Source organism: Variovorax endophyticus, assembly GCF_025376855.1.
Classification (GTDB): Bacteria; Pseudomonadota; Gammaproteobacteria; order Burkholderiales; family Burkholderiaceae_C; genus Variovorax.
Window position 1 is genome coordinate 74418 of record NZ_JAHUTH010000034.1, and the last position, 24207, is coordinate 98624.

Genomic DNA, 24207 nt, shown 5'->3' on the forward strand with positions numbered 1-24207 from the left:
CGGGCGGCGGCACGCCTGTTGCTTGCCCGTGTCCGGCACTCAAGGAGCACCTGAACATGAACCGCAACGACGTCACCGAGAAGATCATCGCCACCAAGGTGGCCAAGGGCCTGCAGTGGGCCGATGTCGCGAAGAAGCTCGGCCTCTCGAAGGAATGGACCACCGCCGCCTGTCTCGGCCAGATGACGCTCGACGAGAAGCAGGCCAAGATCGTCGGGCGCATCTTCGGCCTCAACGCCGAGGAGCAGAAGTGGCTGCAGGTGGTGCCGTACAAGGGCTCGCTGCCCTCGGCGGTGCCGACCGATCCGCTGATCTACCGCTGGTACGAGATCGTCAGCGTCTACGGCACCACCATCAAGGAACTGATCCACGAGGAGTTCGGCGACGGCATCATGAGCGCCATTGACTTCAGCATGGACATCCAGCGCGAGCCCGATCCCAAGGGCGACCGCGTGAACGTGGTGCTCTCGGGCAAGTTCCTGCCCTACAAGACTTACTGAATCAGAAGGCGTACTCGGCCGGCTCCTCGGGCGCGCTGTCCGAGCGGCCGCCCGGCGAGCGCAGCAGCGCGGGCACGGGATGCGCCGCGTAGTAGCCGCCCTCGATCGCGCCGGCGATCGAACGCGCCACCGCGTCGGCCGGCGCCAGCAGGCGCCGCCGCGTCGACATGCGTTCGCCCGCCAGGCCCGCCGCGATGCGCTCCAGGCGCGGATCGCCCGGCGGCGCGAGTTCGGGATGGAGCACGCTCACGCGCACGCGGCCCGCATGCTCCTGGCGCAGGCCCTCGGAGATCGCGTCCACCGCGTACTGCGTGCCGTGGTAGACGGCCGACTCGGCCGTCACGCCCGTGACCGACACCGGCGCGAGGTTCACGATGTGGCCCCAGCCCTGTTCCTGCATGGTCGGCAGCACGGCCGCGATGCCGAGCAGCACGCCGCGCAGGTTGACGTCGATCATGAGCTCCCACTCCTCGATCTTGCGCATCCACAGCGGCGAGCGCGGCATCACGCCCGCGGCATTGACCAGCGCGTCGATGCGGTCGTGGCGCTCGAGCGCCAGTTCGGCGAAGGCCTCCATCTCGGGGCGCAGCGTGACGTCGAGCCGCTGGAAGCTCGCCGAGCCGCCGGTGGCCCGGATCTCGGCCGCGAGCGCCGCGAGCCGGTCGGTGCGGCGCGCACCGAGCACCACATGCGCGCCGCGACGCGCGAGCAGCCGCGCGGTCGCTTCGCCGATGCCGCTGCTCGCGCCGGTGATGAGAACGACTTTGTCCTGGATTGCGGTCATGGATAACTCCTCATGCTTGGGGGATGCACGGTTGCCAAGGGGCTCCCGGCATGCTTGGAAGTGTCGCGCCGCTGCCGCCTCGGGCGTTATCCGGATCGAACGCGGTTCTTGCCTTTTTCTCCGAAACAAGGGCGTCGCGCCGGCGACACCGGCTGGCAGGCGAACTTTCTTCTCGCATGGGCCCATCTTCGGTGCGCGGGCGCTTCGGGGCTGGCCGTTTCCGGCCCTGCGTTTGCCGGTTCTTGCCCGATCCTTCGCGGCCGCGGTGGCGGCCTCAGCGCGCCAGCAGCTTCAGCATGCGCTCGAAGGTCTTGCCGTAGGGCGGCTTGAACAGGCCGAGGCCGTTGAGGCCCGACTGGTGGAACACCGGCTTCATCTTCGAGAAGGTCTGGAAGCCGAACTCGCCGTGGTAGGCACCCATGCCGCTCGCGCCGACGCCGCCGAAGGGCAGGTCGTCCTGCGCGATGTGCAACAGCGTGTCGTTGACGGTCACGCCGCCGGCCACGGTCCGGGCCAGCACGCGGTCGATGTCCGCGCGCTGCTTCTCGAACAGGTAGAGCGCGAGCGGCCGCGGCCGGGCGTTGACGTAGCCGATGGCCTCCTCGAGCGTGTCGTAGGGCACGAGCGGCAGCACGGGGCCGAAGATCTCCTCCTGCATCACGCGCATGCCGTCGTCCACGCCGGTGAGCAGCACCGGCGGCAGCCGCCGCGACGCGGCATCGGCCGGCGCGTCGCCCAGCCGTTCCACCGCGGCCCCCTGCGCCCGGGCCTCGTCCACCAGCGACGCGAGCCGCGCGAAATGGCGCGGGCTCACGATGCTGGTGTAGTCGGTGTTGCGCCCCAGGTCGGGGTAGAGCGAGGCGAACACGCGCCGCGCGGTCTCGACGAAGCGCGCCTGCTGCTCGCGCGGCACCAGCACGTAGTCGGGCGCGATGCAGGTCTGGCCGGCGTTGAGCGTCTTGCCCACGAGGATGCGCTCCACCGCCTTGTCGAAGGCGGCGCCGCGGCCCACGATGGCCGGCGACTTGCCGCCGAGCTCGAGCGTGACCGGCGTCAGGTGTTCGCTCGCGGCGCGCATCACGTGGCGGCCGACCTCGGTCGAGCCGGTGAACAGCAGGTGGTCGAAGGGCAGGCTCGCGAATGCGCGCGCGATCTCGGCGTCGCCGTTGACCACCGCGATCTCGTCGGGCGCGAAGGCCTCGCCCACGAGCCGCGCGAACAGTTCGGCGAAGCGCGGCGTGTACTCCGACTGCTTGAGCATCGCGCGGTTGCCCGCGGCCAGCGCGGCCGTGAGCGGCCCGGCCGCGAGGTACAGCGGGTAGTTCCAGGGCACGACGATGCCGACCACGCCGAGCGGCTGCGGCATCAGCCGCGAGGACGCGGGCTTGAACCACAGCCCGGTGCTGCGGCGGCGCACGCGCATCCAGCGCTTGCCGTGGCGCAGCGCATGGTCGATGCCCTCGAGCGTGGGGAAGACCTCGGCCAGCTCGGTCTCCTGGCGCGGCCGGTTCGAGAAGTCGGCGCTGATCGCGGCCGCGATCGCGGCGCGGTGCTCGCGCACCAGCGCGCGCAGCCGGCGCAGGCGGTCGGCGCGCACGCTCCAGGGCGGGGCCTGGTCGCGCAGGCTGGCGGCGCGCTGGGCGTCGAAGAGGGGGCGCAGCTCTGGGGTCATGGAGGCCTCGGCGTGTCGGGGAAGGGCGGCGGCAAGTATGCCGGTCGTCGAACCGCCCGCATCCCGAACCGCAGCAAGCCCGCCCTAAGATCCCGCCATGCCCTTCATCCGTCCCGCCATCGCCGCGCTCTCGTTCCTCGCCGCAACGGCAGCGATCGCCGCCCCCACAGCCCAGGTCTTCGACCGCGTCGCCAAGCCGGAATCGGTCGACGCCCAATGGCGCCCCGCGTTGTGCGCGTTGCTCTCGACGTCCTGCAACGCCGGCGAGCTCGGCCTCTACCGGCCGCGCGGCAGTGCCGAGGGCGAGTACGTGGTGCTGTCGGTGAAGCCGCTCGCCATGGCGCGTGTCCAGAGAAATGCGGACGGAAGCTGGCGCCTGCAGCGGCTGCATGACTTCTCGGCCTACCAGGGCACGCCCTCGAAGCTCGGTGGCGGCCGCGAGGCGCAGCGCTCGCTCGCGCCCGCGCTCTATCCGCTGGCCGACGGCCGCTGGGCGGTCGCGGTGCAGAGCGCCTTCAGCGACATGTATTCGGGCGGTGGCGCCAGCTTCGTGGTGGCCGACTTCGTGCCGATCGACGGCGACCCGGCCGGCGCCAGGGCCGCCTACGAGGACATCCCGTTCTGGTGCTCGCAGATGATCCGCGCCTGCTTCTCCGAGAAGGAATACAAGACCTCGCCGCATTGCCACGACGAGACCGCCGGCAGCCTGCGCATCGCCTATGCCGACGCCGCGCGGCCCGGCGCCGCCTATGGCTGGAGCTTCAGCTGGACCGAGAGCGAATGGCCCGCGAACAAGCCGCGCAGCGCGCGGCGCGCCAGCACGATGCGCTTCACCGCGGCCGACACCTCGGCCGTGCCCTTCTGCGGCGGTCCGCAGTAGCGGGGCGGCTCAGTCCGCGGGCGGCGGTGCTTCCCACGCGAAGCCCACGCCGTACACCGAGCGGATCCAGTCGTGCCCGGGCGTCACCGCGCCGAGCTTGCGGCGCAGGTTCTTCACGTGGCTGTCGATCGCGCGCTCGGTCACGTCCACCGTGTCGTCGTAGGCCAGCTCGAGCAGCCGCGCGCGCGAGAAGATGCGCCCCGGATGGCGCGACAGCACCTGCAGCAGCCCGAACTCGCGCCGCGTGAGGTTCAGCGGCGTGCCCTCGAGCGAGGCGCGCCAGTGCACGTCGTCGAGCACCAGCCCGGGCGCCGCGTCGGTCGCGGCGCGGCCCGGTGCTCCCGGGTCGGACAGGCCCGGCGCGGCGCGGCGCAGCACCGCGCGCACGCGCGCCACCAGCTCGCGCGGCGAGAAGGGCTTGCAGACGTAGTCGTCGGCGCCGAGCTCCAGGCCCAGCAGCCGGTCGACCTCCTCGATGCGCGCCGTCAGCATGATGATCGGATGGGCCGTGTGCTCGCGCGCGCGCCGCAGCACCTCGATGCCGTCGAGCCGCGGCAGCATGATGTCGAGCAGGGTCAGGTCGGGCGGCGCGGCCACGATGCTCTCGAGGGCGCTCTGGCCATCGGCGAAATGCGTGGTCTCGTAGCCCGCGTGGCGCAGGTAGTCCTGCACCACCGAGGCGATGTCGGCTTCGTCCTCGACGATCACGATGCGGGTCATGGGCGGCTCATGGTGAAGTGGCCAGCGGCAGGGTGAGGGTGACGCGCAGCCCGCCCATCGGCGAGGGCGAGGCGTCGATGGTGCCGCCGTGCGCCTCGATGGTGGTGCGGCAGATCGACAGGCCCAGGCCCGAGCCGCCGTGCTCGCGGCTGCGCGAGGTCTCGCCGCGGAACAGGCGGTCGAACAGGCGTGGCAATTCGCTCTCGGGCACGCCCGGTGCGCTGTCGTCGAACAGCAGCGTGAGGCTGTGGCCGGTCCACGGCCCCTCCACCGTGACGTCGATGCGCAGCACGCCGCCGGGGTCGGTGTAGGCCAGCGTGTTCTCGAGCAGGTTCATGAAGACCTGGTGCAGCCGGTGCGCGTCGCCCTCGATCGCCGGCTGCTTGCGTGCCGCGATCAGGTCGATGGCGCGCCGGTCGACCGCGATGCCGCGCTGCGCGAAGCGGTCGCGCGTGTGGTCCAGCGCCTCCTTGAGCAGCGACAGCGGATACACCGTCGTGGTCGGCAGGTCGCTCTGCGGCGCGCGCATGCTGCTGCGCAGGTCGTCCACCAGCTGGCCGAGCCGGATCACCTGGCGGTGCAGCCGCAGCGCCGTGCGTTCGTCGAAGGTGCGCACGCCGTCCTGCAGCGCCTCGATCTCGGCGCGCATCGCGGCCAGCGGCGTGCGCAGCTCGTGCGCGGCGTCGGCCAGCCAGGCGCGGCGCGAGGCCTCCACCGTGTCGAGCCGCTGCGCCATGTCGTTGAAGGTCTTGCCCAGCAGCGCGAGCTCGTCCGAGCCCTGCACCACCACGCGCGTCGACAGCCGGCCGCGCGCCACGTCCTGCGCCGCCTGCGTCAGGTCGTCGACCGGCTTGAACCAGCGCCGCGCCAGCAGGTAGGAGAGCGCCAGCGCGAACACCAGGCCCGCGAGGCCCGTGAGCACGATCACGCCCGACTGCCGCGCCAGGAAGGCGCGGTCGGCCTCGCTCTCCAGGCCCTGCAGCGGCGCCAGCGCGAGGTAGCCGATGACGGCCCGGCCGCGCCGTATCGGCAGGCGCGCCGCGTTCTCGGGGTCGATGGTCGCGCCCACCACGCGCGCGCCCTGCGCGTCGAGCACCGCGAGCCGCTGGTAGATCGAGTCGGCCATCGCGCGCGGATCGGCGAAGAAGAAGGGCGGCGGCATCGCCGGCGCCGCGCGCCGCGGCAGCAGCTCGAGCTGGCCCGGCGGCATCGGCGGCGGGCCGTTGTCGGCCGAGCCCTCGGGCGGAGCGCCGCGCGTGCGGTACTCGTACCAGGGCGGCAGCCGCCGGTCGTCGGGCGTGCTCGCGTTGTCGAGCACCGTCGCCACGCGGCCCATCTGCAGCCGGTGCCAGGCCTCGTCGTTGTCGCGCAGGCTCTTCCAGTCGCCATTGAGCACGTAGTGCTTGAGCACCAGCTGCGAGAGCCAGTCCATGCGGCGGATCTCGATCTCGGCCACGTAGGCGCCGAGGCCGCGCTGCAGCGCGAGGATCGACAGCCCCGCGAAGCTCAGCAGCAGCACGATCAGCAGCGCGGCGAGCGCGAGGAAGATCTTGCGGGAGAGGGTCAGGCGCAGGCGCGGCATGGTCTCGGGAGGTGAGGGCCGCATTCTGCGACAGGCGACGCGGGTGGCGCGGGCAGGGCGGACGGGGGCGTCATCGGCAAGCCGCCGATCATGACCGCCAAATGTGGAGGAATCTGGGAGGGCCCATCTCCCATTTTTCTCCCGAATCGGCACGCACGATGGCTGCCATGACACCGTGCATCGACCTCCTGTGGCCCGCGCTCCTCGCGCTGTTCGGGCTGTTCGCCCCCGCCTGGATCTTCGCGATCCACTGGGCCGAGGGCCGCACCACGCGGCCCTGCGTGGTCGGCGGCACGGCCCTCGGGGAGGAGTCGACGTGAGCCTTGCCGCGCCCGCCGAGCGCCGCGGCAAGCGCATGCAGCGCCTGGCGGGCGCGCTGGCCTTCTGCGGCCTCGCGGCCGGCACGGTGGTCGCGGTGCGCGACGAGTGCCCGCCCGAGACCGGCGGGCGCGGCACGGTGCGCCGCACGCCGGTCTCCACGCTCGCGCCGATCATGGAGATCGAGCGCGCGGCACTGCCGCAGCAGGCCCGTCCCCGGCCCGGCCAGCCCTTCGACAGCTACAGTCCCGCCGCGCCGAAGCCGGGCGCGCGCCGCGGCGCGGGGGCCTGCCGCTACCAGGCCCGTTGAAGTTCAGGCCGGCCGCTCCGCGAAGCTGAAGCCCACGCCGTAGATCGAGCGGATCCAGTCGTGCGCGGGCGCCGCGGCCGAGAGCTTGCGGCGCAGGTTCTTGATGTGGCCGTCGACCGCGCGCTCGTTCACCTCGAGCGCCTCGGGGAACGCGGCCTCGAGCAGCGTCGAACGGCTGAACACCCGGCCCGGGTCGCCCGAGAGCGCGCGCAGCAGCAGCAGCTCGCGCCGCGTCAGCGCCAGCGGCCGGCCCTCGAGCCGCGCCCCGCCCCCGGCGTCATCGAAGGCCACGGCCGCCGAGGGCCGCGCCGCGTGCCGGCGCTGCGCATGGCGGCGCAGCACCGTGTTCACGCGCGCCACCACCTCGCGCGGCGAGAAGGGCTTGCAGACGTAGTCGTCGGCCCCGAGGTCGAGCCCGCGCAGCCGGTCGGCCTCGCGCGTGCGCGCCGTCAGCATGATGATCGGATGGTCGCTCAGCGAACGCACGGCCTCCAGCACCCGCAGGCCGTCGATGCGCGGCAGCGCCACCTCGAGCAGCGTGAGCGCGGGCGGCGCCTGCAGGATGCGCTCGAGCGCGGCCGCGCCGTCGCCGATCCGCTCGACCTCGTGGCCGGCCGCGTGCAGCAGGCCGTGCAGCGCGGCGGCGCTGTCGTGGCGCGCGTCTTCCACCAGCAGGATGCGGGCCATGGCGCTCAGAACGCGGTGCCGATCTGGAACTGCAGCCGCTGCGTGCGGTCGGCCGCGATGCCGTTGGCCGTGTCCTCCTTCTGGTAGCGCAGCGGCACCGCATAGGCCAGTCGCAACGGCCCGAGCGGCGAGATCCAGCTGATGCCCAGGCCGGCCGAGGCACGCAACCTGTTCTGCGCCTTCCATTGCGCATCGCTCATGCTGGCCGTGCGGCTCGCGAACACGTTGCCCGTGTCGAGGAAGCTGTACAGCCGCAGCGAGCGGTCGTTGCCCGCGCCCGGGAACGGCGTGCTGAACTCGAGGTTGAAGATCGCCTTGCGCGTGCCGCCCAGCGCGCCTTCGGTCACCGCGTCGCGCGGCCCCAGCGAGTTCTGCTCGAAGCCGCGGATCGAGCCCAGCCCGCCCGCGTAGAAGTTCTTGAAGATCGGAAAGGCCGAGTCGCCGAGCGCGCGCGCATAGCCGAGCTCGCCGTTGAAGGCCAGCGTGTACTGCTTGGACAGCGGGAAGTACTGCTGGTACTGGTAGTTGCTCTTGAGGTAGCGCAGCGCGCCGCCCACGCCGACCTCGAGGTTCGCGCTCTGCAGCCGGCCCCGGGTCGGGATCAGCGCGCTGTCGCGGTCGTCGCGCGACCAGCCCAGCGTGGCCGGAAAGGCCACCACGTTGCGGTTGGCGCAGCTCACGCTCGGCGCCGTGCCGGTGCACTGGAAGTAGTCGAGGTAGGCCTGCGGCGTCGCGGTGTAGACATAGGAGCCGTCGACCAGCGTGTAGCTGCCGTTGCTGCCGGGCGTGAACGCATAGCGCTCCACGCCGATGCCCAGGTAGATCCGGTCGAGCTCGCCGACCGGGATGCCGAAGCGCACCGAGCCGCCGTCGCTCGCGAGCTTGTAGTTGCCGTCGGCCTCGTAGTAGGGGCGGGTGGTGGTGTGGAACAGGTTGAAGGTGCGCGAGATCCCGTCCTTGCTGAAGTAGGGATCGGTGGCGGTCACCGAGATCGTGCGGTTGTAGGAGCTCGTGTTGACCTGCAGGCCCAGGTAGTTGCCCGAGCCGAACACGTTCTCCTGCGTGATGCCGAAGCTCAGCGAGATCTTGTCGGTGGACGAATAGCCGGCGCCGAGCTGCAACGAGCCCGTGGGCTTCTCGGCCACCGTCACCGCGATGTCGACCTGGTCGGGCGAGCCGGGGATCTCCTGCGTCTCGACGTTCACGTCGGTGAAGAAGCCCAGCCGGTCCACGCGGTCGCGCGAGAGCTTGATCCTGTTGCCGTCGTACCAGGCGCCCTCGTATTGGCGGAACTCGCGGCGGATCACCTCGTCGCGCGTGCGCGCGTTGCCGCCGATGTGGATGCGCCGCACATAGGCGCGGCGCGCGGGCTCGGCGCGCAGCACCATGGTCACGCGGTGGCGTGCGCGGTCGATCTCGGGCTCGGCCTTCACGCGCGCGAAGGCATAGCCGAAGGTGCCGAAGTAGTCGGTGAAGGCCTTGGTGGTGGCCGCGACCTGCTCGCCGTTGTAGGGCTCGCCGGGCCGGACCGTGACCAGGGTCTTGAATTCATCGTCGCGGCCCAGGTAGTCGCCCGCGAGCTTCACGCCGGCCACCGTGAACTTCTCGCCTTCGGTGATGTTGACGGTGATCGCGAGGTCCTGGCGGTCGGGCGAGATCGCGACCTGGGTGGAGTCGACGCGGAACTCGAGGTAGCCGCGCGTGATGTAGTAGCTCTTGAGGGTCTCGAGGTCGGCGTCGAGCTTGGCGCGCGAGTACTGGTTCGACTTGGTGTACCAGCTGAGCCAGCCGCCGCTGTCCTGGTCGAACAGGTCGAGCAGCGTGCTCTCGCTGAAATCCCTGCCGCCGACGATGCGGACCTCGCGGATGCGCGCGGGCTCGCCCTCGGTCACGCCGAAGCTCAGGTTCACGCGGTTGCGCTCGGTGGGCGTGGCGGTGGTGACGACCTGCGCGTTGTAGAGGCCGCGGCCCAGGTACTGGCGCTTGAGCTCCTGCTCGGCGCGGTCGGCCAGCGCCTTGTCGTAGGGCCGGCCCTCGGCCAGCCCGACCTCGCGCAGCGCCTTCTGCAGCGCCGCCTTGTCGAATTCCTTGGTGCCGGTGAAGTCGACGTCGGCGATGGTCGGGCGTTCCTCGACGATCACCACCAGCACGCGGCCGCTGACGTCGATGCGCACGTCCTTGAATAGGCCCAGCGCGAATAAAGCGCGGATCGCTTCGCTGCCGCGTTCGTCGCTGTAGGTGTCGCCGGCGCGCAGGCCGAGGGTCGCGAAGACGGTGCCCGCCTCCACGCGCTGCAGGCCTTCCAGGCGGATGTCCTGCACGGCGAAGGGCTCGGCGGCCCGGGTGGAAGGTGCGATCAGCGCGGCGAGCAGCGCCAGGCCCGCGAGGGACTTCGGAGATTTCATCGGCGCATGGTTTCGTCCAATGTCGGAGAAATTTGGGACGCCGCGCCGAGTTCACTTTCTCTCCTTTATTGCAGTCCGATGGCGTTGGCGGACAGCCAGCCCGGGGCCGCGAGCGAGGCCCGCATGCCGGGGCCGGTGCAGGCGCGGCAGTTGCGCAGGTGCTCCTCCAGGTCGAGGTCGCCCTGGATCTCGAGCAGCCGCTGCACCGTGCGCTCGACCGCCTGCGCATCGAGCAGCGGATAGCTGCGCGCGGTGCGGCCGTTGTTGCGCACCAGCCGCGCGATGTAGGGCAGGTCCTGCTGCGTGATGACGGCCGCGGGCATCACGCCCTCGAGCTCCACGCCCTCGCAGGGCAGCAGCACGAAGTACTGCAGCCGCAGGTCGTCGGGCAGCAGGCTGCGCAGCTGCGTGGTCTTGCGCCCGCCCTGCCAGGCCGGGTCCTTCACCTCGCGCGCGCGGTTGCAGCCCTGCAGCCGCAGGAACCAGCGCGGCGGCGCCTGGTCCGACTTCTTGCGGTAGACGAAGGCGTTGCGCCAGGCCTTGATCTCGAACAGGTAGATGCCGGTCTCGCAGACCACCACCGCGTCGATGCGCGCGGTGCGCACCGCGCAGCCCTCGGGCATCGGGATGATCAGGTTGCGAAGAATGCGCAGGTGCTCGAACGCGGGGCGGAATGCGTTGGCGAGCTGTTGCACGCCGAGCGAGGCGGCGAGGTTGCTTTGCAATGCGATGGTCATGGTGGCTCCTTCAGAGCGCGAGCATTGCCTGGCTTTTGGGAGACTTCTGGTAAGGCGAGCGATCGGGGATTGCGCGCAAAAACAACATTCGCCCCCATGCACCAGATTCCTCCGAATTTGGACGGGAGCATCCGTTCCGGCCGCTCGATGAAGAGCGCCGAAACCGGAGAAACCTGAATGAAGAAATCCCTCACGGCCCTGGCCGCGCTGACCGTCACCGGCCTGGCCTGTGCCCAATCGTCCGTCACCCTGTTCGGCGTCGTCGACGCCGGCGTGAGCTACCAGTCGGCCACCTCGCGCAACGCGATCACCGGCATCACCAGCAAGCAGAGCCAATGGAGCCTGGCCAACTCGGGCTACAACTCCAGTCGCATCGGCTTCAGGGGCACCGAGGACCTGGGCGGCGGGCTGGCCGCGAGCTTCTGGCTCGAGGCACCGATCACCAACGACGACGGCGCGACCGGCATCGCCAACTTCAACCGGCGCTCCACCGTGAGCCTCTCGGGCGGCTTCGGCGAAGTGCGGCTGGGCCGCGACTACACGGCCACCTTCTGGAACGACACCGTGTTCGATCCCTTCGGCACCAACGGCTCGGGCACCAACGTGATCAGCACCGTGGGCGGCAGCACGGGCATCGGCAACAGCAACTATGCGCGCGCCAGCAACATGGTCGCGTACTTCCTGCCGCCCAACCTCGGCGGCTTCTACGGCCAGGTGCAGTACAGCCTGAACGAGAACGTGCGCACCAGCGCCACCGACCTCACGGCCGCCACCAGCAGCAGCGCGGGCCGCTACATCGGCGGGCGCTTCGGCTATGCCAACGGGCCGCTCGACGTCGCGCTGGCCGCGGGCCAGAACGTGGCGGTCGACACCACCGCGCTCACGCGCAAGGTGCAGACCGTGAACCTCGGCGCCTCGTACGACTTCGGCCCGGTCAAGCTGTTCGGCGAGCTCTCGAACGTGCAGAACAAGTTCGACACCGGCTTGACCAACACGCACGACAGCTACAAGGGCTACCTGATCGGCGCCACCGTGCCGGTGGGCCCGGGCCTGATCCGCGCCTCGTATTCGGCGGTGCGCTACAACGAGGGCGCCACCGGCCTCTACGGCGAGGATCCGCGCGTCAACAAGCTCGCGCTGGGCTACGTGCACAACCTGTCGAAGCGCACCGCGCTCTACGCCACCGTGGCACGCGTGAGCAACCGCAACGACGCGGCCTACACCGGCAGCCTCACGGCCGCCAGCACCACCGGCTACGGCAGCACGGGCGTGGGCTACACCGGCCTGCCCAAGTCCTCGACCGGCTACGACTTCGGTATCCGCCACGCGTTCTGACGCCGCCGCGCGCCCGCATGCCTCGCGGCGCGCGGGCCCTGCGCGAATGCAGAAAAAGAAGAGGAGAAGCTTTCATGACCTTGCGTATCAAGCACCTGGCCGGCGCGCTCGCCGTGGCCAGCCTCGGCGGCTGCATCGTGCTGCCGCCGCCCATGCCCTACGGCCCGCCGCCGGCCTTTCGGGGCGAAGGTCCGCCGCCGCCGATGCCGCTGCACATGGCGCTGCCCGGCGCGATGAACACGCGCGCGCTGCCTGCCTGGGACATGTGCGAGGGCGAGCCCGAGGGCGCGCGGCCGGTGCCGCCGGGCCCGCGCGGCGACGCGCTCGCGGGCCGCTGCGAGCGCACGCCCTCGGGCTCGCTCGAATACCGGCCGGGCGCGCCGCGCTGAAACCGGCATGGCCATGCAGACCGGCAACCTCGGCTTCGCCATCGCGAGCGTCATCGGGCTCGGCTTCGCGGGCGTGTTCGGCCTCATGGGCTCGCTGCTGGTCGCGAACCTGCGCGACGGTGCGCGGGCGCGCGAGGCCGCGGCACGCGCGCGCGACGAGGCCCTGCAGCGGTTCGGCCGCAGCGCGGTGCACGACTTGCGCGCGCTGCTCGGCGCGGCGCTGCCGCGCGCCGCCGTCGAACTGCCGTCGCAGGCCGTACCCGTGCTGGCGGTGGAGAGCGAGCTGCGCGAGCTGCTCGCGCAAGTGGCTGCGCAGGCCGCCTCGGCCTCGACGGGCGCCGCGCCGCGCGTGCATGCGCGCATCGAGGGCACGCAGGCGGTGGTGCACTGGCGCGATGTCGGCGCGGCGCCGCTGCGGGCCTGCGAGCGCATCGCGGCCGGCCTGGGCGGGCGGCTCTATGCGGCCTCGCACGCGGGCGGTCCGCTCGGACTCACCTTGCGGCTGCCGCTGCACGGCGGCCCGGCCTCGCGCTGAGGCTCAGCCCGGCAGGCGCCGGGCCCAGGGCACGATCACGTCGAGCGGTCCGGGCCGCGCGAGGTGGTAGCCCTGCATCAGAGGACAGCCGAGCGCATTGAGCGCCTCGAGCTCCTCGACGGTCTCCACGCCCTCGGCCACCACGTCGATGCGCAGCGAATGGCCGAGGCGGATCACCGATTCGACCAGCACGCGGTTGCCCGGCGAGGCGGCCAGCCCGAAGATGAAGCTGCGGTCGATCTTGACCTGCCGCACGTACTTGCTGCGCAGCGAGGCCAGCGAGGAATAGCCGACGCCGAAATCGTCCACCACGATCGCCACGCCCGCGTCGGCCAGCGCATGCAGCCGCGCGCTGGCGGCGAAGGTGTCGAGCGCGATCTCCTCGGTGATCTCGATCTGGATGCGGTGCGGCCCGATGCCGTGGCGCGCAATCTCGCCGAGCACGATGCGGTCGAGCGCGAGCTGCGACATCTCGCGCGGCGACACGTTCATCGCCACCGGCACGGCCTCGAAGCGCGGGTCGGCCGCGGCGAGCTCCTGCAGCCCGACGCAGATCTCGGCCAGGATGTGGCGCAGCAGCGATTCGGCCAGGCCGGTGCTCGCGGCCGCGCGGATCACGTCCTCGGGCGGGATCCAGCCATGGCGCGGATGCTGCCAGCGCAGCAGCGCCTCGAGGCTGTGCAGCCGGCGGCCGCCGTCGGCCAGGATCGGCTGGTACCAGACGCCGATGGCGCGCGAGGCGACCGCGGCGGGCAGGTCGCGCTCCACGTCGCGCCGCGTCACCAGGCGTTCGCGCAGGGCCTCGTCGAAGCGGCGGCAGCGGCTGCGGCCCGCGCGCTTGGCCTCGTGCAGCGCCTCGTCGGCCGAGCTCAGCATGTCGGCGATCGGCACGCCGCGCTCGACGCACAGGCCCACGCTCGCGCTCAGCTTGCCGCCGTACTGCGCGGTGGCCGAGGCGATCGATTCGATCAGCGCCTGCGCCACCTGCTCGGGCGAGGGGCCGCCATCTTCGGCGACGAACAGGGCCGCGAACTCGTCGCCGCCCCAGCGGCCCAGGATGGCGTCGCGGCCGGCCAGCTCGCGCTGCAGCCACTGCGCCACGTCCTGCAGCACGCGGTCGCCCATCTTGTGGCCGAAGGCGTCGTTGACGGCCTTGAAGCCGTCGATGCCGAGGATCAGCAGGCCGTGCTCGCGCTCCTTGCCGCCGGCATCGATGCGCAGGCTCGAGGCCTGCGTGAAGCCCTCGCGGTTGAGCAGGCCCGTGAGCGCGTCGTGCGCGACGCGGAAGGCGAGCTGGCGCGTCGATTCGAGCGACAGCGCATGCGACTGCCGCAGGCGCGCGGCCATCGACACGGCCTCGTTCTTGAGCCGGCTGCCTTCGCGGAAGCCGCGTGCGCTCTGCAGCGCCGCGCGCATCAGCGCCGCGAGATAGACCAGCACCATCGCGGCCAGCATCAGGCGGTCGAAGCCGCCGGCCCAGACCAGGCAGCCCATCACCGACAGCAGGGCCGGTGTGATGAAGCTGACCGGCACTGGCGCGTAGGCGATGCCGTAGGTGACCGAGCCGGCGCAGATGCCGCAGACCACGGTCAGGTAGAACAGGGTCTCGGGCGAGGTGTAGCCCTCGCAGAGGATCGGGATCAGGGCCCAGACCGAGCCCGACAGCAGCGCGAACAGCCAGGCCAGCCGCAGCTCGTGGTCGACCGAGGGATCGGTGCCGTCGGCGTTGGGCGCGGGCACGAAGGGCCGGCGGCAGACGAAGATGCGCGTGACGTTGACGGCCAGCGAGAGCGCGAGCCAGGCCAGGCCGAGCGCGGTCAGCTCCGAGTGGTGGGCCAGCAGCGCCACCGTGAGGCTCAGCACCAGGTTGACCGGGATCGCTGCGAGCACGCTGCGGCGCACCGCCAGCATCTGCTCGGTGCGCACCATGCGCGACAGCGCGAGGCCGTCGGGCGAGCCGGCGGTTTCTTCTTCCTGCGGAGGGGAGGAGGCGTTCATGGAATGGATCGGCGACGCATCATGCACCGGTCCGCCGCATCGCGCAGCGCGGCACGGCCGCCGCGGGCGGCCTGCGCGGTCCCCTCGGGGTCACCGCGCGCGGGAAAGCAAGCGCAACGGCACGCTTTTTCAGCGCACCGTCGACATCACGGTCGCGCGGCACCGCGGCTGGTCGCGCGGTGCGAGCAGGACGCAGTTGTCGAGCGCGCGCTGCTGCATGTCGCTGAGCTTCGGCGGTTCGCCGCGGTAGACCGGCGGGGGCGGCGGCGCGGCATAGCGCTGGCGCTGCTCGTATTCCCAGCGGCTGCGGTCGTCGCGGCTGCGTTCCCAGCGCTCGCGTTCCCAGCGGTCGCGGTCGCGCTGGCGGTCGAAGCGCAGCCGGTCCATGCAGGAGTGGAAGTCCATGCCCGAGCGGCCGCTCGCGCAGTAGCGGCGGTCGGCTTCATAGACGTCCATGTCGCGCTGGGCCAGCGCGGGGGCGGTCTGGATCAGGCCCAGCAAGGCCAGGGCGGCAAGTTTCTTCATGGTGCGCTCGTCGAAGAGAAGCCGTGAGGCGGGTGGATCGGGGCGGTGCCTGCTTGGGGCCGCAGTCTGACCGTCGGCATGGGACGAAGTTTCTCATGCTCCGGACCCATCGCCCTTCGGACGCGCGAGCTTCTTGCTGTAGGCGCGCGCGGACCCGGGTACCGCGTCGCGCCAGCACCACGCTAGCGTGGCACCGTGACCGCGCCCACGTGCAGGGTGCGGCCCGCGCCGATGCCCGCGATCACCAGCGCGACACCGACCCCGACGAACAGCCACGAGGCGGCGCCGAAGCTGCCGGTCCAGCCGTGCAGCAGCCCGGCCAGCAGCGGGCCGAAGGCCGCGATGACGTAGCCCACGCCCTGCGCCATGCCCGACAGGTGCGCCGCCACGTGCGAATCGGGCGAGCGCAGCACGATCATGGTGAGCGCCAGCGCGAAGGTGCCGCCCTGCGCGATGCCCAGCAGCACGGCCCAGACCCATACGCCGCCGAGCGGGGCGAACAGCTGGGCCAGCATGGCGGCCACGGTGAGCAGCGCGAGCGCCACGGCCAGGCCGATCTGGTTGCGCAGCCGGACCGCGAGCGCGGGGACCACGAGGCAGGTCACGACCTGCGTGATGACCGAGACCGAGACCACGTAGCCCGCGACGTCGCTGGCCAGGCCGCGCTCGCGCAGGATGGGCGCGAGCCAGCCCATGACGATGTAGGCCAGCGCGGACTGCAGCCCCATGAAGCAGGTGACCTGCCAGGCCAGCCGGTCGCGCCACAGGCCGCGCACGGTGAAGCCCGATTCGCTGGCGATCGGCTTGCGCGCCAGCGCCTGCGGCGCCCACAGCAGCGTGACCAGCGCGGCCGGCAGCGCCCAGACCGCGAGCGCCGCGGTCCAGCCGCCGCCCAGCGCATGCTCGATCGGCACCGTGAGGCCGGCCGCGCTCGCGGCGCCGCCGCACACGGCCATGGTGTAGAGGCCCATCATCAGCGCCGCCTGTCCGGCGAAGTCGCGCTTGACCAGCCCCGACAGCAGCACGTTGGCGACCGCGATGCCGCTGCCGGCGATCGCCGAGGCGAGGAACAGCAGCGGCACGTTGCCGGTGCCGCGCAGCAGCGTGCCGACCAGGATCAGCGCCATGCAGCCCAGCAGCGTGCGCTCGGTGCCGAAGCGCCGGCCGAGGCCGGGCGCGAGCGGCGCGAACAGGCCCAGGCACAGCACGGGCAGGGTGGTCAACAGGCTGGCGGCGGTGGCCGACAGGCCGGTGGCGCGGACGATCTCGGGCAACACCACCGAGAGGCTGGCGAACACCGGCCGCAGGTTGAAGGCGATCAGCACCACGCTGGCGCCCAGCAGGATGCGGCGGCCGCGGCTCGGTGCCGGGGTGGGCGGCGGCGCGGGCTGGCTGTCGACCTCGGCGTCGATCAGCAGCTGGCCGGCCTCGGCGGCGGGCGCGTGGCGCAGGGTGGCCGTGGCGGCGGAAGGGAAGGTGCTGGTGGCGGTCATGGACGGGACGGCGCGCGCGGGTCGCCGGTGGGGGTGTCGGAGCCGGCGGCGAGGGCCGCGATCATGGGCGTCATGAAGGCGCGCACGGCGGCGTCGGCGCGCTCGGGGTCGCGGCTGGCGATGGCCTCGACCACGGCGCGGTGCGCGGCGTCGTCGGGCTCGGGCAGCAGCGTGCCCATGGTGCTGGCGATCGTGTCCTTGATGTAGCCGCCGATGAAGCGCACCGTCTCGGCGAGCGCGAGGTTGCCCGCGATGTCGACGATGGCCAGGTGGAAGGCGAGGTCGCGCTCGATGAAGGCCTTGCCGCCGTCGTCGGGCGCGGGCGTGCCGCGGCGGTCGAGCAGGGCGTGGAGCTGGCGCAGGTCCTCGGGCGTGTGGCGCAGCGCGGCCAGCCGCGCGGCCTGCACCTCGAGCGCGCAGCGCACCTCGAACTGGTCGAGCAGGCTGGCCAGGCGCAGCTTCTGCAGGCTGGCGCCGGGATCGAAGCCCGAGCGCACATAGGTGCCCGAGCCCTGGCGCACCTCGAGCAGGCCACGCGAGACCAGCGTCTTGACGGCCTCGCGCACGGTGCCGCGGCTCACGCCGAGCAACTGGGCGAGCTGCGGCTCGATGGGGATGCGCGCGCCGACGGGCCAGCGGCCGGCGGAGATCTCCGCGCGGATGCCGTTGGCGGCGGCTTCGACCAGGGAGGTGCGGGGGGCTTGGGCTAGCATGAGGTGCTAATTCATTGAATCATCGGATGAATTGTGGCCGGGGGTCGGTAGGCCTTGTGGCGGGAGGGGCTTGGGCCGGGGCGTTCCCCCGGGCCGTCCGCTACCAGCTTCCCGAGGCGCCGCCGCCGCTGCTCGAGCCGCCCGAGTCCGACGAGGACGACGACGAATCCGACGACGAGGAGGACGAGGACTCGTACGAAGAGGAGGACGAGGAACTGCTGCTGCCCCATCCGCTGTCGCCGTAGTCGTTGCCGTGCCCGCCGCCCCCGCCGCCATCGGCCGGGAAGAAGGCCACGAGCAGCGCCACCACCGTGACGGCCGCCAGCACGAGCAGGAACAGCTGCGGCTCGAGCTCGTCGTGCGCCATCCCGACGAACAGGCCCACCACCACGCACACCACGATCCAGCGCGAGACGAAGCTGCGCACGCCCTTGCGCCAGGCCTTGCGCATGCCGGTCACGATCAGCAGCCCGACCAGCACCGCCGCGCCCAGCGCCAGCATGCCGAGCAGCGACCAGCCCACGCGCTCCCAGCCCAGCTGCTGGCCCGCGACCGCCACGCCCGCGATCAGCAGCGCGATGCCGGCGACGACGAGGCGCATGGTGCGCCACAGGCCGCAGCCATAGCCGATGCCGAAGCCCATCGGCACCGGCATCATCGCGAGCGCGATCGCGAACATCGGCTCGCCGAGCGTGGCGGCCGCGGCGACCGGCGCGACCGCGAGCGCGCCGAAGGCCCAGGGCCAGCGCCGCAGGGTCTTGCCGGGCGCGGCCGCGGCAAGGGCCGAGGCGCTTTCCAGCTCGGCCGCGACGCCGGCCTGCGCGCGGCGTGCGCGCTTCGACGAGCGGCGCGCGCTGCTGCGGGCCTGCCGTGCGCGCCGCCGGGCGAGCCAGTCGGCGTCGGTGCGCAGCTCGGCCGCGCTCTTCTTCTGCCGGCTCTGCCAGAGCCCGACCAGCGCCGACCAGCCGATCACGGCGAAGAAGGCCCAGCCCTCGGGCGTGACGTGCCATCCGCGCGGCTCGGGCGGCGTCGATTCGACGGGCTCGCCCGGATCGATCAGCGGCAGCTCCTGGGCCATGGCCATCGGCTCGCCGCGGATCAGTTGCGCGATGCCGTCGACCGCGGCACCCAGGCCGCCATCGAAATCGCCGGCGCGAAAGCGCGGCGTCATCTCCTGGTCGATGATGCGCGCGGCCTGGATGTCGGTGATGCGGCCCTCGAGGCCGCGGCCGACCTCGATGCGCATGCGCCGGTCGCGGATCGCCACCAGCAGCAGCACGCCGTCGTCCTCGTCCTTGCGCCCGAGCTTCCACTGCGCGAACACGCGCGTGGCGTATTGCTCGATGCTGTCCTCGCCGGTGGTCGGCACGATCAGCACCGCGAGCTGGGCCCGGGTCTCGCGCTCGATGTCGGCGATGCGCTCGCGCAGCGCCTCGGCCTGCGCGGCGTCGAGCGTCTTGTTCTGGTCGATCACGCGCGACTTCATCGCCGGCACGGGCACGGGTTTGGCCTGCGCGCCGAATACCGCGGCGAACAGCAGCACCAGACACAGCCAGAGGTGCAGGCCGGGTCGGGAGTTCGGGGTCGTCGCCTTCATCGCTGGGCGCTCTTCGTCACGACGCCCGCGCCGCGCACCTCGAGCCGGCGCTGGTCCACCACCTTGCCGCCGGCATCGACCAGCTCGATCAGGTGGCGGCCCGGCCAGGGCAGCCACTGCGCGCTGTTGCCGCGCGCGAAGTGCTTGCCGTCGATGCGCCATTGCACGCCGCGGCCTTCCGATTCGAAGCGCACGCGCTGGCGCAGCGGCGGGATGTCGGGATCGAGCGCGATGATCGTGCCGTCGGCCGGCGCGGTGATGCGCGCGATGGCGGCCGTGCCCGCGGCGCCGGGTTCGTTCGCGAGCGCGAACAGCGGCTGCTCCGTGCCCTGCACGAACCATTCGTCGCGCGCGGCCTCGAGCGCATTGCCGTCGGGACCGGGGCCGAAGTCGATGTGCGTGCGCACCAGGCCCGGCGGCGGCGCGGGCGCCCGGCTCGGCTCGCGCGCGTGCAGGAAGCGCATGACCTCGGCCCAGACCGGCGCCGCGCCGCTGGTGCCGCTCACGTCCCACATCGACTCGCCGCTCGCGTTGCCGACCCACACGCCGACCGTGTAGCGCTGCGACCAGCCCACCGCCCAGTTGTCGCGCATGTCCTTGCTGGTGCCGGTCTTCACCGCGCTCCAGAAGCGGGTCGAGAGGATGCTGTCGAGGCCGAAGGTGCGGGTGCGCGCGTTGGGGTCGGACAGGATGTCGCCGACGATGAAGGCGGCGCGCGGGTCGAGCACCGGCGCCGGGGGGCTCTTCGCGGTGGCGGCGGTGGTCTTCCTCGACTTGTCGGGCGCCGCCGGCGCCAGCAGCGTGGTCGTGCCGTAGCGCCCGCCGTTGGCCAGCATGCGGTAGGCATTGGTCAGCGACAGCAGCGTGACCTCGGCGCTGCCGAGCGCGAGGCTGTAGCCGTAGTAGTCGCCGCTCTCGCGCAGCGGCAGGCCGGCCGCGCGCAGCCCGCGCGCGAAGGATTCGGGCGACACCATCACCAGCGTGCGCACGGCCGGCACGTTGAGCGAGGCCGCGAGCGCGGTGCGCGCCGAGACCGGGCCCTTGAAGCGGCGGTCGTAGTTCTGCGGGATGTAGAGGCCGCTCGCGGTGTTGATCTGCGCCGACGAGTCCTCGATCAGCGAAGCCGCGGTGAGCCGCCGTTCGGCGATCGCCTGGCCGTAGAGCAGCGGCTTGAGCGTCGAGCCCGGCTGGCGCATCGCGATCACGCCGTCGACCTCGGCCGCCTGGCTCAGCGGCCCCGAGGAACCGACCCAGGCCAGCACTTCGCCGGTGGCGTTGTCGAGCACCACGAGCGCGCCGTCCTCCACGTGCCGGCCGCGCAGCTCGCGCAGGTGCCGCTGCAGGGTGCCGAGCGCGAAGCGCTGCAGCGGCGCGCGCAGCGTGGTGCGCACGCTGCCGTCGCCGGTGTCCTTCGCCGCCGCCCTGGCTTCGCCCGGCGGCGTGTCTTCCTGCCCGGGCTCGCGGCCCTCGCGCGCCTGGCGCAGCGCGCGCCGCGCGGCATGCGGCGCGATGCCTTCACTGGCCTCGAAGGCGCGCCGCTGCACCGCGGCGCTGGTGAACATGTCGAGCGCCTCGCAGTCGGCCTTGCGCTGCGGCTCCATGGTGCGCAGCACCTCGCAGGCGCGCTGCGCCACCAGGGCCGGCCGCGCGTTGGGCGCGCGCACCAGCGCGGCGGCCACGGCGGCCTCGCGCGCGTCGAGGCCGCTCGGCGCCTTGCCGAACAGCGTGCGCGAGAGCGCGTCGATGCCCACGATCTCGCCGCGGAACGGCACGCTGTTGAGGTAGGCCTCGAGGATCTGGTCCTTGCGCCACTGGCGCTCGAGCTGGGTCGCGGCCACGGTCTGGCCGAGCTTCTGCGTCAGGCTGCGGCCGCCGCCGCCGCGCCGCAGGTCCTCGTCGAGCAGGCCCGAGAGCTGCATCGTGATGGTCGAGGCGCCGCGCGTGCGCGTGTTCCAGAGGTTGCCCCAGGCCGCGGCCGAGACCGCGCGCCAGTCGACGCCGCTGTGCTCGTAGAAGCGCCGGTCCTCGCTGAGCACCATCGCCGTGCGCAAGGCCGGCGAGATATCGGCCAGCGCCGTCCACTGGCCGCGCCGCACGCTGGCGTCCGTGCGCACGCGCTGCAGCAGCTCGCCGTTGCGGTCGAGCACCGCGGTGTCGGACGAGCGGAAGTCGCGCTTCACCTCCTCGAAGCTCGGCACGGCCCGTGCGGCCTGCGCCGTCAGCATCAGCGCGGCGAGCGCCAGCGTGAGACGCGGGAGCGCGGGGGAATGAAACAGGGCGATGGGCGTCGGCATCAGGGCAGGGGTGCGCGCGGGGAATGCGCGGGGCTGGAAAGCGGCAGCCATTCTCGGCCATGCGCATCGGGCTGCCGTCCTGCCGAAAGATGTAGACGGAAGTTCGAACCCGTGCCGCGCGGCATGCGCCTACCCACGGACGCGGGGCGCGCCGCCACGCGGTGGGCGGGTGGGTCGTTCACAGTCTGCGGCAGCGGCCACATCCGGTCACACAACTTCACCGTGGCGCAGCCATCGCGACACCGCGGCTCGACCGGCGTGACCTTCAATGCGCTACCGCCCCGGTGCCCAGAGGCGAGCCGGCGCGGTGTTCCACCATCATTCCAAGGAGAAGCTTCATGAAGAACAACAGACTCGCCACCCTGGCCGTCGTGCTGTCGGCCTCGGCCGTGCTGGCCGGCTGCGTCGTCGCCCCCGGCTACGACCGTCCGCCGCCGCCGCGCGCCGGCTATGGCGACCGTGACCGCGACGGCGTGCCCAATCGCTACGACCGCGATCGCGACGGCGATGGCGTGCCGAACCGCTACGACCGCCGCCCTGGCGATCCGACGCGCAACTGAGCGATCAGGCCGGCCGGCGCGCCATCAGCGCCCACAGGCCCGCGGCGCTCAGCAATGCGCCGCCGCCGAGGTTGAAGCGGCGCTGCGCGCGCGGCGACGACAGGAGGCGCCGCGCCGAGCCCGCGAACACCGCGTAGAGCGTGGCGTTGAGCGTGGCCATCGCGACGAAGGTCAGCGCCAGCACCCACATCTGCGGCGCGACCTCGGCCTTCTGGCTGATGAACTGCGGCAGGAAGGCCACGAAGAACACGATGCCTTTCGGGTTGAGCGCCGTCACCAGGTAGGTGTTGGCGAACAGCCGCCAGCGCGAGGCGGGTGCTTCCGGTGTCGCGATCTCGGCGCTCGACACGCCCGCGCGCAGCAGCTTGATGCCCAGGTACAGCAGGTACAGCCCGCCCACCCATTTCACCGCGTTGAACCAGAAGGCCGAGGCCGCGAGCAGCGTGCCCAGGCCCAGCAGCGACACCACCAGCGCGGTCGAGTCGCCGAGCGCCACCGCGGCCACCAGCGGCACGTTGGCGCGGCGGCCGTGCGACATCGAGTAGCTGATCACCGTGAGGATGGTCGGACCTGGAATGACCAGCAGCACGGCCGAGGCGGCCACGAAGGCGAGCCAGAGTTCGAAAGGCATGAGGGTGTCTCCTGTGGATTGTGGTTGTCTGTCTGTTGATCGTCGTCTCAGGGATCGATGGCCGTGCGCGCCACGTGCCAGGTGCCGCGGTGGCCGTCCACGTACTGCAGCGGCGAGTTGACGAGGTCGTCGAGGTCCACGTCGTCGAGGCAGGTCACGTTCACGCCGTAGGCATGGGCGCCGGTCTCGGGCGAATGCCCCACGCCGAAGGAGCGCACGCCGCAGAGCTTGCAGACGATGTAGTGGCTGTTGCGGGTGTCGAGCATCTGCTCGCTGAGCTCGGATTCGCCCTCGAGCAGGCGGAAGGCCCCGGGCTCGACGATGGCTGGCCAGAAGCGCGTGCGGGTGCAGATCGCGCAGTTGCAGCGCAGCGTGCCCAGGCTCAGGTCGATGTCGGCTTCGAAGCGCACGGCGCCGCAGTGGCAGCCTCCGATATAGGTCTTTCTCATTCGGTCGATGTCCGCGTCTTCTGGAATGTGTTTCGGCTTGCAAGGCACGATACCAAAGGCCTTTTGGACCTGCGCCGCGGCAGGCGCAAAAACCGTGCGCGGCGAAGGCCGAACGCGGCGGGCTCGGGCGCGTGCGCCGGTGGCGGTCAGGAAAGCTGCGTGCCGAAGCGCGCGGCCGAGCGGGCCCTGGCGCGCTCGGCCTCGATCTCGCGGTCGCGCGGCTCGGCCGTGGTCACCAGCGATTCGAGCAGCCGCGCGGCGCTGGCACTGACTTCCTCGACGGCGCGTTCGAACGCGGCCTCGTTGGCGCGCGAGGGGACGTTGAAGCCGCTGAGCTTGCGCACGAACTGCAGGGCCGCGGCGCGGATCTCCTGCTCGGTGGCGGGCGGCTCGAAGTTGTAGAGGGTCTTGATGCTCCTGCACATGGTGTCGTGTCTCCGGGCTCTTGTCGGGTACGGAGCAGTCTAGTGGGGCGCGGTGGCCGCGGTGGCGAGCAGGGCCATGGCGTGGACGTCGTGGTAGATGCCGTCGACGCGCATCGCCTGGCGTTGCAGGCCTTCGTGCTGGAAGCCGAAGCGTTCGTAGAGGGCCTTGGCGGGGAGGTTGTCGTCGCGCACCGTGAGTTCGATGCGGGTGAGGCCCCTGAGCCAGGCGGCTTCGATGGCGGTGCGCAGCAGCTGCGGACCGAGTCCGCGGCCGCGTGCCTGGGGGTGCATCGCGATGCCGAGGGTGCCTGCGTGGGCGCGGGTCTGGCCGAAGGTGGGGGCGATGTCGCACCAGCCTATGACCTGGTTGTTTTCTACGGCTACGAAGTGAGGGGAGTGGGTGGCGCGCAGGTGGCGGTAGAAGTCGGTGGTCGAGTCGTAGGGCGGGGCCTCGGTGAGGGCCAAGTACTTTTTTTCTCGGGCCACCGTGTCGAGGGTCTGGTGGAGGGAAGGGTAGTGATGCGCTTCTGCGGGGAGGATGACGGCTTGAGGCATGGTGTGGGGCAGTTTGCCAGCGGTCTTGGTTGTGTGACGGTGCTCTTCTTGTTGAGGTTGTCGGCCGGGACTCGCCCCGGCGGGCGACTCACTTTTCTTGTCTCGCCAAGAAA

The 24207-nt window shown here is 71.9% G+C and carries 25 protein-coding genes; 8 read left to right on the top strand and 17 right to left on the bottom strand.

Going from position 1 to position 24207, the window contains the following annotated elements; genetic code table 11:
* Nucleotides 1–56 precede the first annotated feature (56 nt).
* Complete coding sequence (gene cynS / locus KV106_RS33250) at nt 57–500, top strand: cyanase (protein WP_261215739.1); 444 nt, start codon at nt 57–59, stop codon at nt 498–500.
* Between the two features lies 1 nt (nt 501).
* Here cynS and KV106_RS33255 read toward each other — a convergent pair whose 3' ends face one another.
* Entirely contained in the window at nt 502–1284 is a 783-nt protein-coding gene (locus tag KV106_RS33255) for an SDR family oxidoreductase (protein ID WP_261215741.1), read from the bottom strand.
* A 274-nt stretch (nt 1285–1558) separates the two neighbouring features.
* Complete coding sequence (locus KV106_RS33260; protein WP_261215743.1) at nt 1559–2956, bottom strand: coniferyl aldehyde dehydrogenase; 1398 nt, start codon at nt 2954–2956, stop codon at nt 1559–1561.
* A 97-nt stretch (nt 2957–3053) separates the two neighbouring features.
* Here KV106_RS33260 and KV106_RS33265 point away from each other — a divergent pair, with 97 nt between their 5' ends.
* Complete coding sequence (locus KV106_RS33265; RefSeq protein WP_261215745.1) at nt 3054–3836, top strand: hypothetical protein; 783 nt, start codon at nt 3054–3056, stop codon at nt 3834–3836.
* A gap of 9 nt (nt 3837–3845) precedes the next feature.
* Here KV106_RS33265 and KV106_RS33270 read toward each other — a convergent pair whose 3' ends face one another.
* Complete coding sequence (locus KV106_RS33270) at nt 3846–4556, bottom strand: response regulator (RefSeq protein ID WP_057595280.1); 711 nt, start codon at nt 4554–4556, stop codon at nt 3846–3848.
* A 7-nt stretch (nt 4557–4563) separates the two neighbouring features.
* On the bottom strand, nt 4564–6138 hold the full coding sequence (locus KV106_RS33275; RefSeq protein ID WP_261215747.1) for an ATP-binding protein: 1575 nt from the start codon (nt 6136–6138) through the stop codon (nt 4564–4566).
* A 167-nt stretch (nt 6139–6305) separates the two neighbouring features.
* On the opposite strand from KV106_RS33275, the gene KV106_RS33280 reads away from it, so the two are divergent.
* Both KV106_RS33280 and KV106_RS33285 read left to right on the top strand, forming a co-directional pair.
* The gene (locus tag KV106_RS33280) at nt 6306–6458 is read left to right on the top strand and encodes a hypothetical protein (RefSeq protein ID WP_261215752.1); all 153 of its coding nucleotides are present in this window, start codon (nt 6306–6308) and stop codon (nt 6456–6458) included.
* Nucleotides 6455–6766, top strand: a complete 312-nt coding sequence (locus KV106_RS33285) for a hypothetical protein (protein ID WP_057595278.1) — start codon at nt 6455–6457, stop codon at nt 6764–6766. Before KV106_RS33280 ends, KV106_RS33285 begins: the two co-directional genes overlap by 4 nt.
* Before the next feature lie 3 nt (nt 6767–6769).
* On the opposite strand, the gene KV106_RS33290 is transcribed toward KV106_RS33285, so the two are convergent.
* The 3 genes from KV106_RS33290 to KV106_RS33300 all read right to left on the bottom strand — a co-directional run bounded on the left by KV106_RS33290 (nt 6770) and on the right by KV106_RS33300 (nt 10595).
* Complete coding sequence (locus tag KV106_RS33290; protein ID WP_057595277.1) at nt 6770–7453, bottom strand: response regulator; 684 nt, start codon at nt 7451–7453, stop codon at nt 6770–6772.
* 5 nt (nt 7454–7458) lie between these two features.
* Nucleotides 7459–9858, bottom strand: coding sequence for an outer membrane protein assembly factor BamA (gene bamA, locus KV106_RS33295; RefSeq protein WP_261215755.1), 2400 nt, complete (start codon nt 9856–9858; stop codon nt 7459–7461).
* Between the two features lie 65 nt (nt 9859–9923).
* Nucleotides 9924–10595 carry a nuclease-related domain-containing protein gene (locus KV106_RS33300; RefSeq protein ID WP_261215763.1) on the bottom strand — a complete coding sequence of 224 codons (672 nt, stop codon included), beginning with the start codon at nt 10593–10595 and terminating at the stop codon, nt 9924–9926.
* A 177-nt stretch (nt 10596–10772) separates the two neighbouring features.
* On the opposite strand from KV106_RS33300, the gene KV106_RS33305 reads away from it, so the two are divergent.
* From KV106_RS33305 to KV106_RS33315, 3 genes are all read left to right on the top strand, one after another.
* Nucleotides 10773–11930, top strand: coding sequence for a porin (locus KV106_RS33305; RefSeq protein ID WP_057595274.1), 1158 nt, complete (start codon nt 10773–10775; stop codon nt 11928–11930).
* A 74-nt stretch (nt 11931–12004) separates the two neighbouring features.
* Nucleotides 12005–12319 (top strand): hypothetical protein, encoded by a 315-nt coding sequence (locus KV106_RS33310; protein WP_057595273.1) that lies wholly within the window; start codon nt 12005–12007, stop codon nt 12317–12319.
* Nucleotides 12320–12326: 7 nt separating this feature from the next.
* Nucleotides 12327–12854 carry an ATP-binding protein gene (locus KV106_RS33315; protein ID WP_261215766.1) on the top strand — a complete coding sequence of 176 codons (528 nt, stop codon included), beginning with the start codon at nt 12327–12329 and terminating at the stop codon, nt 12852–12854.
* A gap of 3 nt (nt 12855–12857) precedes the next feature.
* Here the strand turns inward: KV106_RS33315 and KV106_RS33320 are convergent, their stop codons facing one another.
* The 6 genes from KV106_RS33320 to pbpC form a co-directional block, all read right to left on the bottom strand.
* Nucleotides 12858–14852, bottom strand: a complete 1995-nt coding sequence (locus KV106_RS33320; protein ID WP_261215768.1) for a putative bifunctional diguanylate cyclase/phosphodiesterase — start codon at nt 14850–14852, stop codon at nt 12858–12860.
* Nucleotides 14853–14981: 129 nt separating this feature from the next.
* Entirely contained in the window at nt 14982–15377 is a 396-nt protein-coding gene (locus KV106_RS33325) for a hypothetical protein (protein WP_057595271.1), read from the bottom strand.
* A 182-nt stretch (nt 15378–15559) separates the two neighbouring features.
* Nucleotides 15560–16870 (bottom strand): CynX/NimT family MFS transporter, encoded by a 1311-nt coding sequence (locus tag KV106_RS33330; protein ID WP_057595270.1) that lies wholly within the window; start codon nt 16868–16870, stop codon nt 15560–15562.
* Nucleotides 16867–17583: a FadR/GntR family transcriptional regulator gene (locus KV106_RS33335; protein ID WP_261215770.1), complete on the bottom strand. Its 717-nt coding sequence runs from the start codon at nt 17581–17583 to the stop codon at nt 16867–16869. Before KV106_RS33335 ends, KV106_RS33330 begins: the two co-directional genes overlap by 4 nt.
* Nucleotides 17584–17683: 100 nt before the next feature.
* On the bottom strand, nt 17684–19180 hold the full coding sequence (locus KV106_RS33340; protein WP_261215772.1) for a TPM domain-containing protein: 1497 nt from the start codon (nt 19178–19180) through the stop codon (nt 17684–17686).
* Nucleotides 19177–21474 carry a penicillin-binding protein 1C gene (pbpC, locus tag KV106_RS33345; RefSeq protein ID WP_409976584.1) on the bottom strand — a complete coding sequence of 766 codons (2298 nt, stop codon included), beginning with the start codon at nt 21472–21474 and terminating at the stop codon, nt 19177–19179. The genes KV106_RS33340 and pbpC overlap by 4 nt, the downstream gene beginning before the upstream one ends.
* Nucleotides 21475–21812: 338 nt before the next feature.
* On the opposite strand from pbpC, the gene KV106_RS33350 reads away from it, so the two are divergent.
* Nucleotides 21813–22034 (top strand): hypothetical protein, encoded by a 222-nt coding sequence (locus KV106_RS33350; RefSeq protein ID WP_057597769.1) that lies wholly within the window; start codon nt 21813–21815, stop codon nt 22032–22034.
* Between the two features lie 4 nt (nt 22035–22038).
* Here the strand turns inward: KV106_RS33350 and KV106_RS33355 are convergent, their stop codons facing one another.
* From KV106_RS33355 to KV106_RS33370, 4 genes are all read right to left on the bottom strand, one after another.
* Nucleotides 22039–22665: a LysE family translocator gene (locus tag KV106_RS33355; protein ID WP_261215774.1), complete on the bottom strand. Its 627-nt coding sequence runs from the start codon at nt 22663–22665 to the stop codon at nt 22039–22041.
* Between the two features lie 47 nt (nt 22666–22712).
* Nucleotides 22713–23114 (bottom strand): GFA family protein, encoded by a 402-nt coding sequence (locus KV106_RS33360; RefSeq protein WP_057597766.1) that lies wholly within the window; start codon nt 23112–23114, stop codon nt 22713–22715.
* A gap of 146 nt (nt 23115–23260) precedes the next feature.
* Nucleotides 23261–23539: a DUF2277 domain-containing protein gene (locus tag KV106_RS33365; protein ID WP_057597764.1), complete on the bottom strand. Its 279-nt coding sequence runs from the start codon at nt 23537–23539 to the stop codon at nt 23261–23263.
* A gap of 39 nt (nt 23540–23578) precedes the next feature.
* Complete coding sequence (locus KV106_RS33370; protein ID WP_261215791.1) at nt 23579–24094, bottom strand: GNAT family N-acetyltransferase; 516 nt, start codon at nt 24092–24094, stop codon at nt 23579–23581.
* Between the last annotated feature and the right edge of the window lie 113 nt (nt 24095–24207).

Coding starts and splice junctions, on each gene's coding strand:
- KV106_RS33360 (WP_057597766.1), bottom strand. CDS start 23,114: ATGAGAAAGACCTATATCGGAGGCTGCCACTGCGGCGCCGTGCGCTTC.
- pbpC (WP_409976584.1), bottom strand. CDS start 21,474: ATGCCGACGCCCATCGCCCTGTTTCATTCCCCCGCGCTCCCGCGTCTC.
- KV106_RS33260 (WP_261215743.1), bottom strand. CDS start 2,956: ATGACCCCAGAGCTGCGCCCCCTCTTCGACGCCCAGCGCGCCGCCAGC.
- KV106_RS33320 (WP_261215768.1), bottom strand. CDS start 14,852: ATGAACGCCTCCTCCCCTCCGCAGGAAGAAGAAACCGCCGGCTCGCCC.
- KV106_RS33315 (WP_261215766.1), top strand. CDS start 12,327: ATGGCCATGCAGACCGGCAACCTCGGCTTCGCCATCGCGAGCGTCATC.
- KV106_RS33325 (WP_057595271.1), bottom strand. CDS start 15,377: ATGAAGAAACTTGCCGCCCTGGCCTTGCTGGGCCTGATCCAGACCGCC.
- KV106_RS33330 (WP_057595270.1), bottom strand. CDS start 16,870: ATGACCGCCACCAGCACCTTCCCTTCCGCCGCCACGGCCACCCTGCGC.
- bamA (WP_261215755.1), bottom strand. CDS start 9,858: ATGAAATCTCCGAAGTCCCTCGCGGGCCTGGCGCTGCTCGCCGCGCTG.
- KV106_RS33265 (WP_261215745.1), top strand. CDS start 3,054: ATGCCCTTCATCCGTCCCGCCATCGCCGCGCTCTCGTTCCTCGCCGCA.
- KV106_RS33300 (WP_261215763.1), bottom strand. CDS start 10,595: ATGACCATCGCATTGCAAAGCAACCTCGCCGCCTCGCTCGGCGTGCAA.
- KV106_RS33370 (WP_261215791.1), bottom strand. CDS start 24,094: ATGCCTCAAGCCGTCATCCTCCCCGCAGAAGCGCATCACTACCCTTCC.
- KV106_RS33340 (WP_261215772.1), bottom strand. CDS start 19,180: ATGAAGGCGACGACCCCGAACTCCCGACCCGGCCTGCACCTCTGGCTG.
- KV106_RS33335 (WP_261215770.1), bottom strand. CDS start 17,583: ATGCTAGCCCAAGCCCCCCGCACCTCCCTGGTCGAAGCCGCCGCCAAC.
- KV106_RS33290 (WP_057595277.1), bottom strand. CDS start 7,453: ATGGCCCGCATCCTGCTGGTGGAAGACGCGCGCCACGACAGCGCCGCC.
- cynS (WP_261215739.1), top strand. CDS start 57: ATGAACCGCAACGACGTCACCGAGAAGATCATCGCCACCAAGGTGGCC.
- KV106_RS33270 (WP_057595280.1), bottom strand. CDS start 4,556: ATGACCCGCATCGTGATCGTCGAGGACGAAGCCGACATCGCCTCGGTG.
- KV106_RS33305 (WP_057595274.1), top strand. CDS start 10,773: ATGAAGAAATCCCTCACGGCCCTGGCCGCGCTGACCGTCACCGGCCTG.
- KV106_RS33275 (WP_261215747.1), bottom strand. CDS start 6,138: ATGCCGCGCCTGCGCCTGACCCTCTCCCGCAAGATCTTCCTCGCGCTC.
- KV106_RS33350 (WP_057597769.1), top strand. CDS start 21,813: ATGAAGAACAACAGACTCGCCACCCTGGCCGTCGTGCTGTCGGCCTCG.
- KV106_RS33355 (WP_261215774.1), bottom strand. CDS start 22,665: ATGCCTTTCGAACTCTGGCTCGCCTTCGTGGCCGCCTCGGCCGTGCTG.
- KV106_RS33255 (WP_261215741.1), bottom strand. CDS start 1,284: ATGACCGCAATCCAGGACAAAGTCGTTCTCATCACCGGCGCGAGCAGC.
- KV106_RS33365 (WP_057597764.1), bottom strand. CDS start 23,539: ATGTGCAGGAGCATCAAGACCCTCTACAACTTCGAGCCGCCCGCCACC.
- KV106_RS33310 (WP_057595273.1), top strand. CDS start 12,005: ATGACCTTGCGTATCAAGCACCTGGCCGGCGCGCTCGCCGTGGCCAGC.
- KV106_RS33280 (WP_261215752.1), top strand. CDS start 6,306: ATGACACCGTGCATCGACCTCCTGTGGCCCGCGCTCCTCGCGCTGTTC.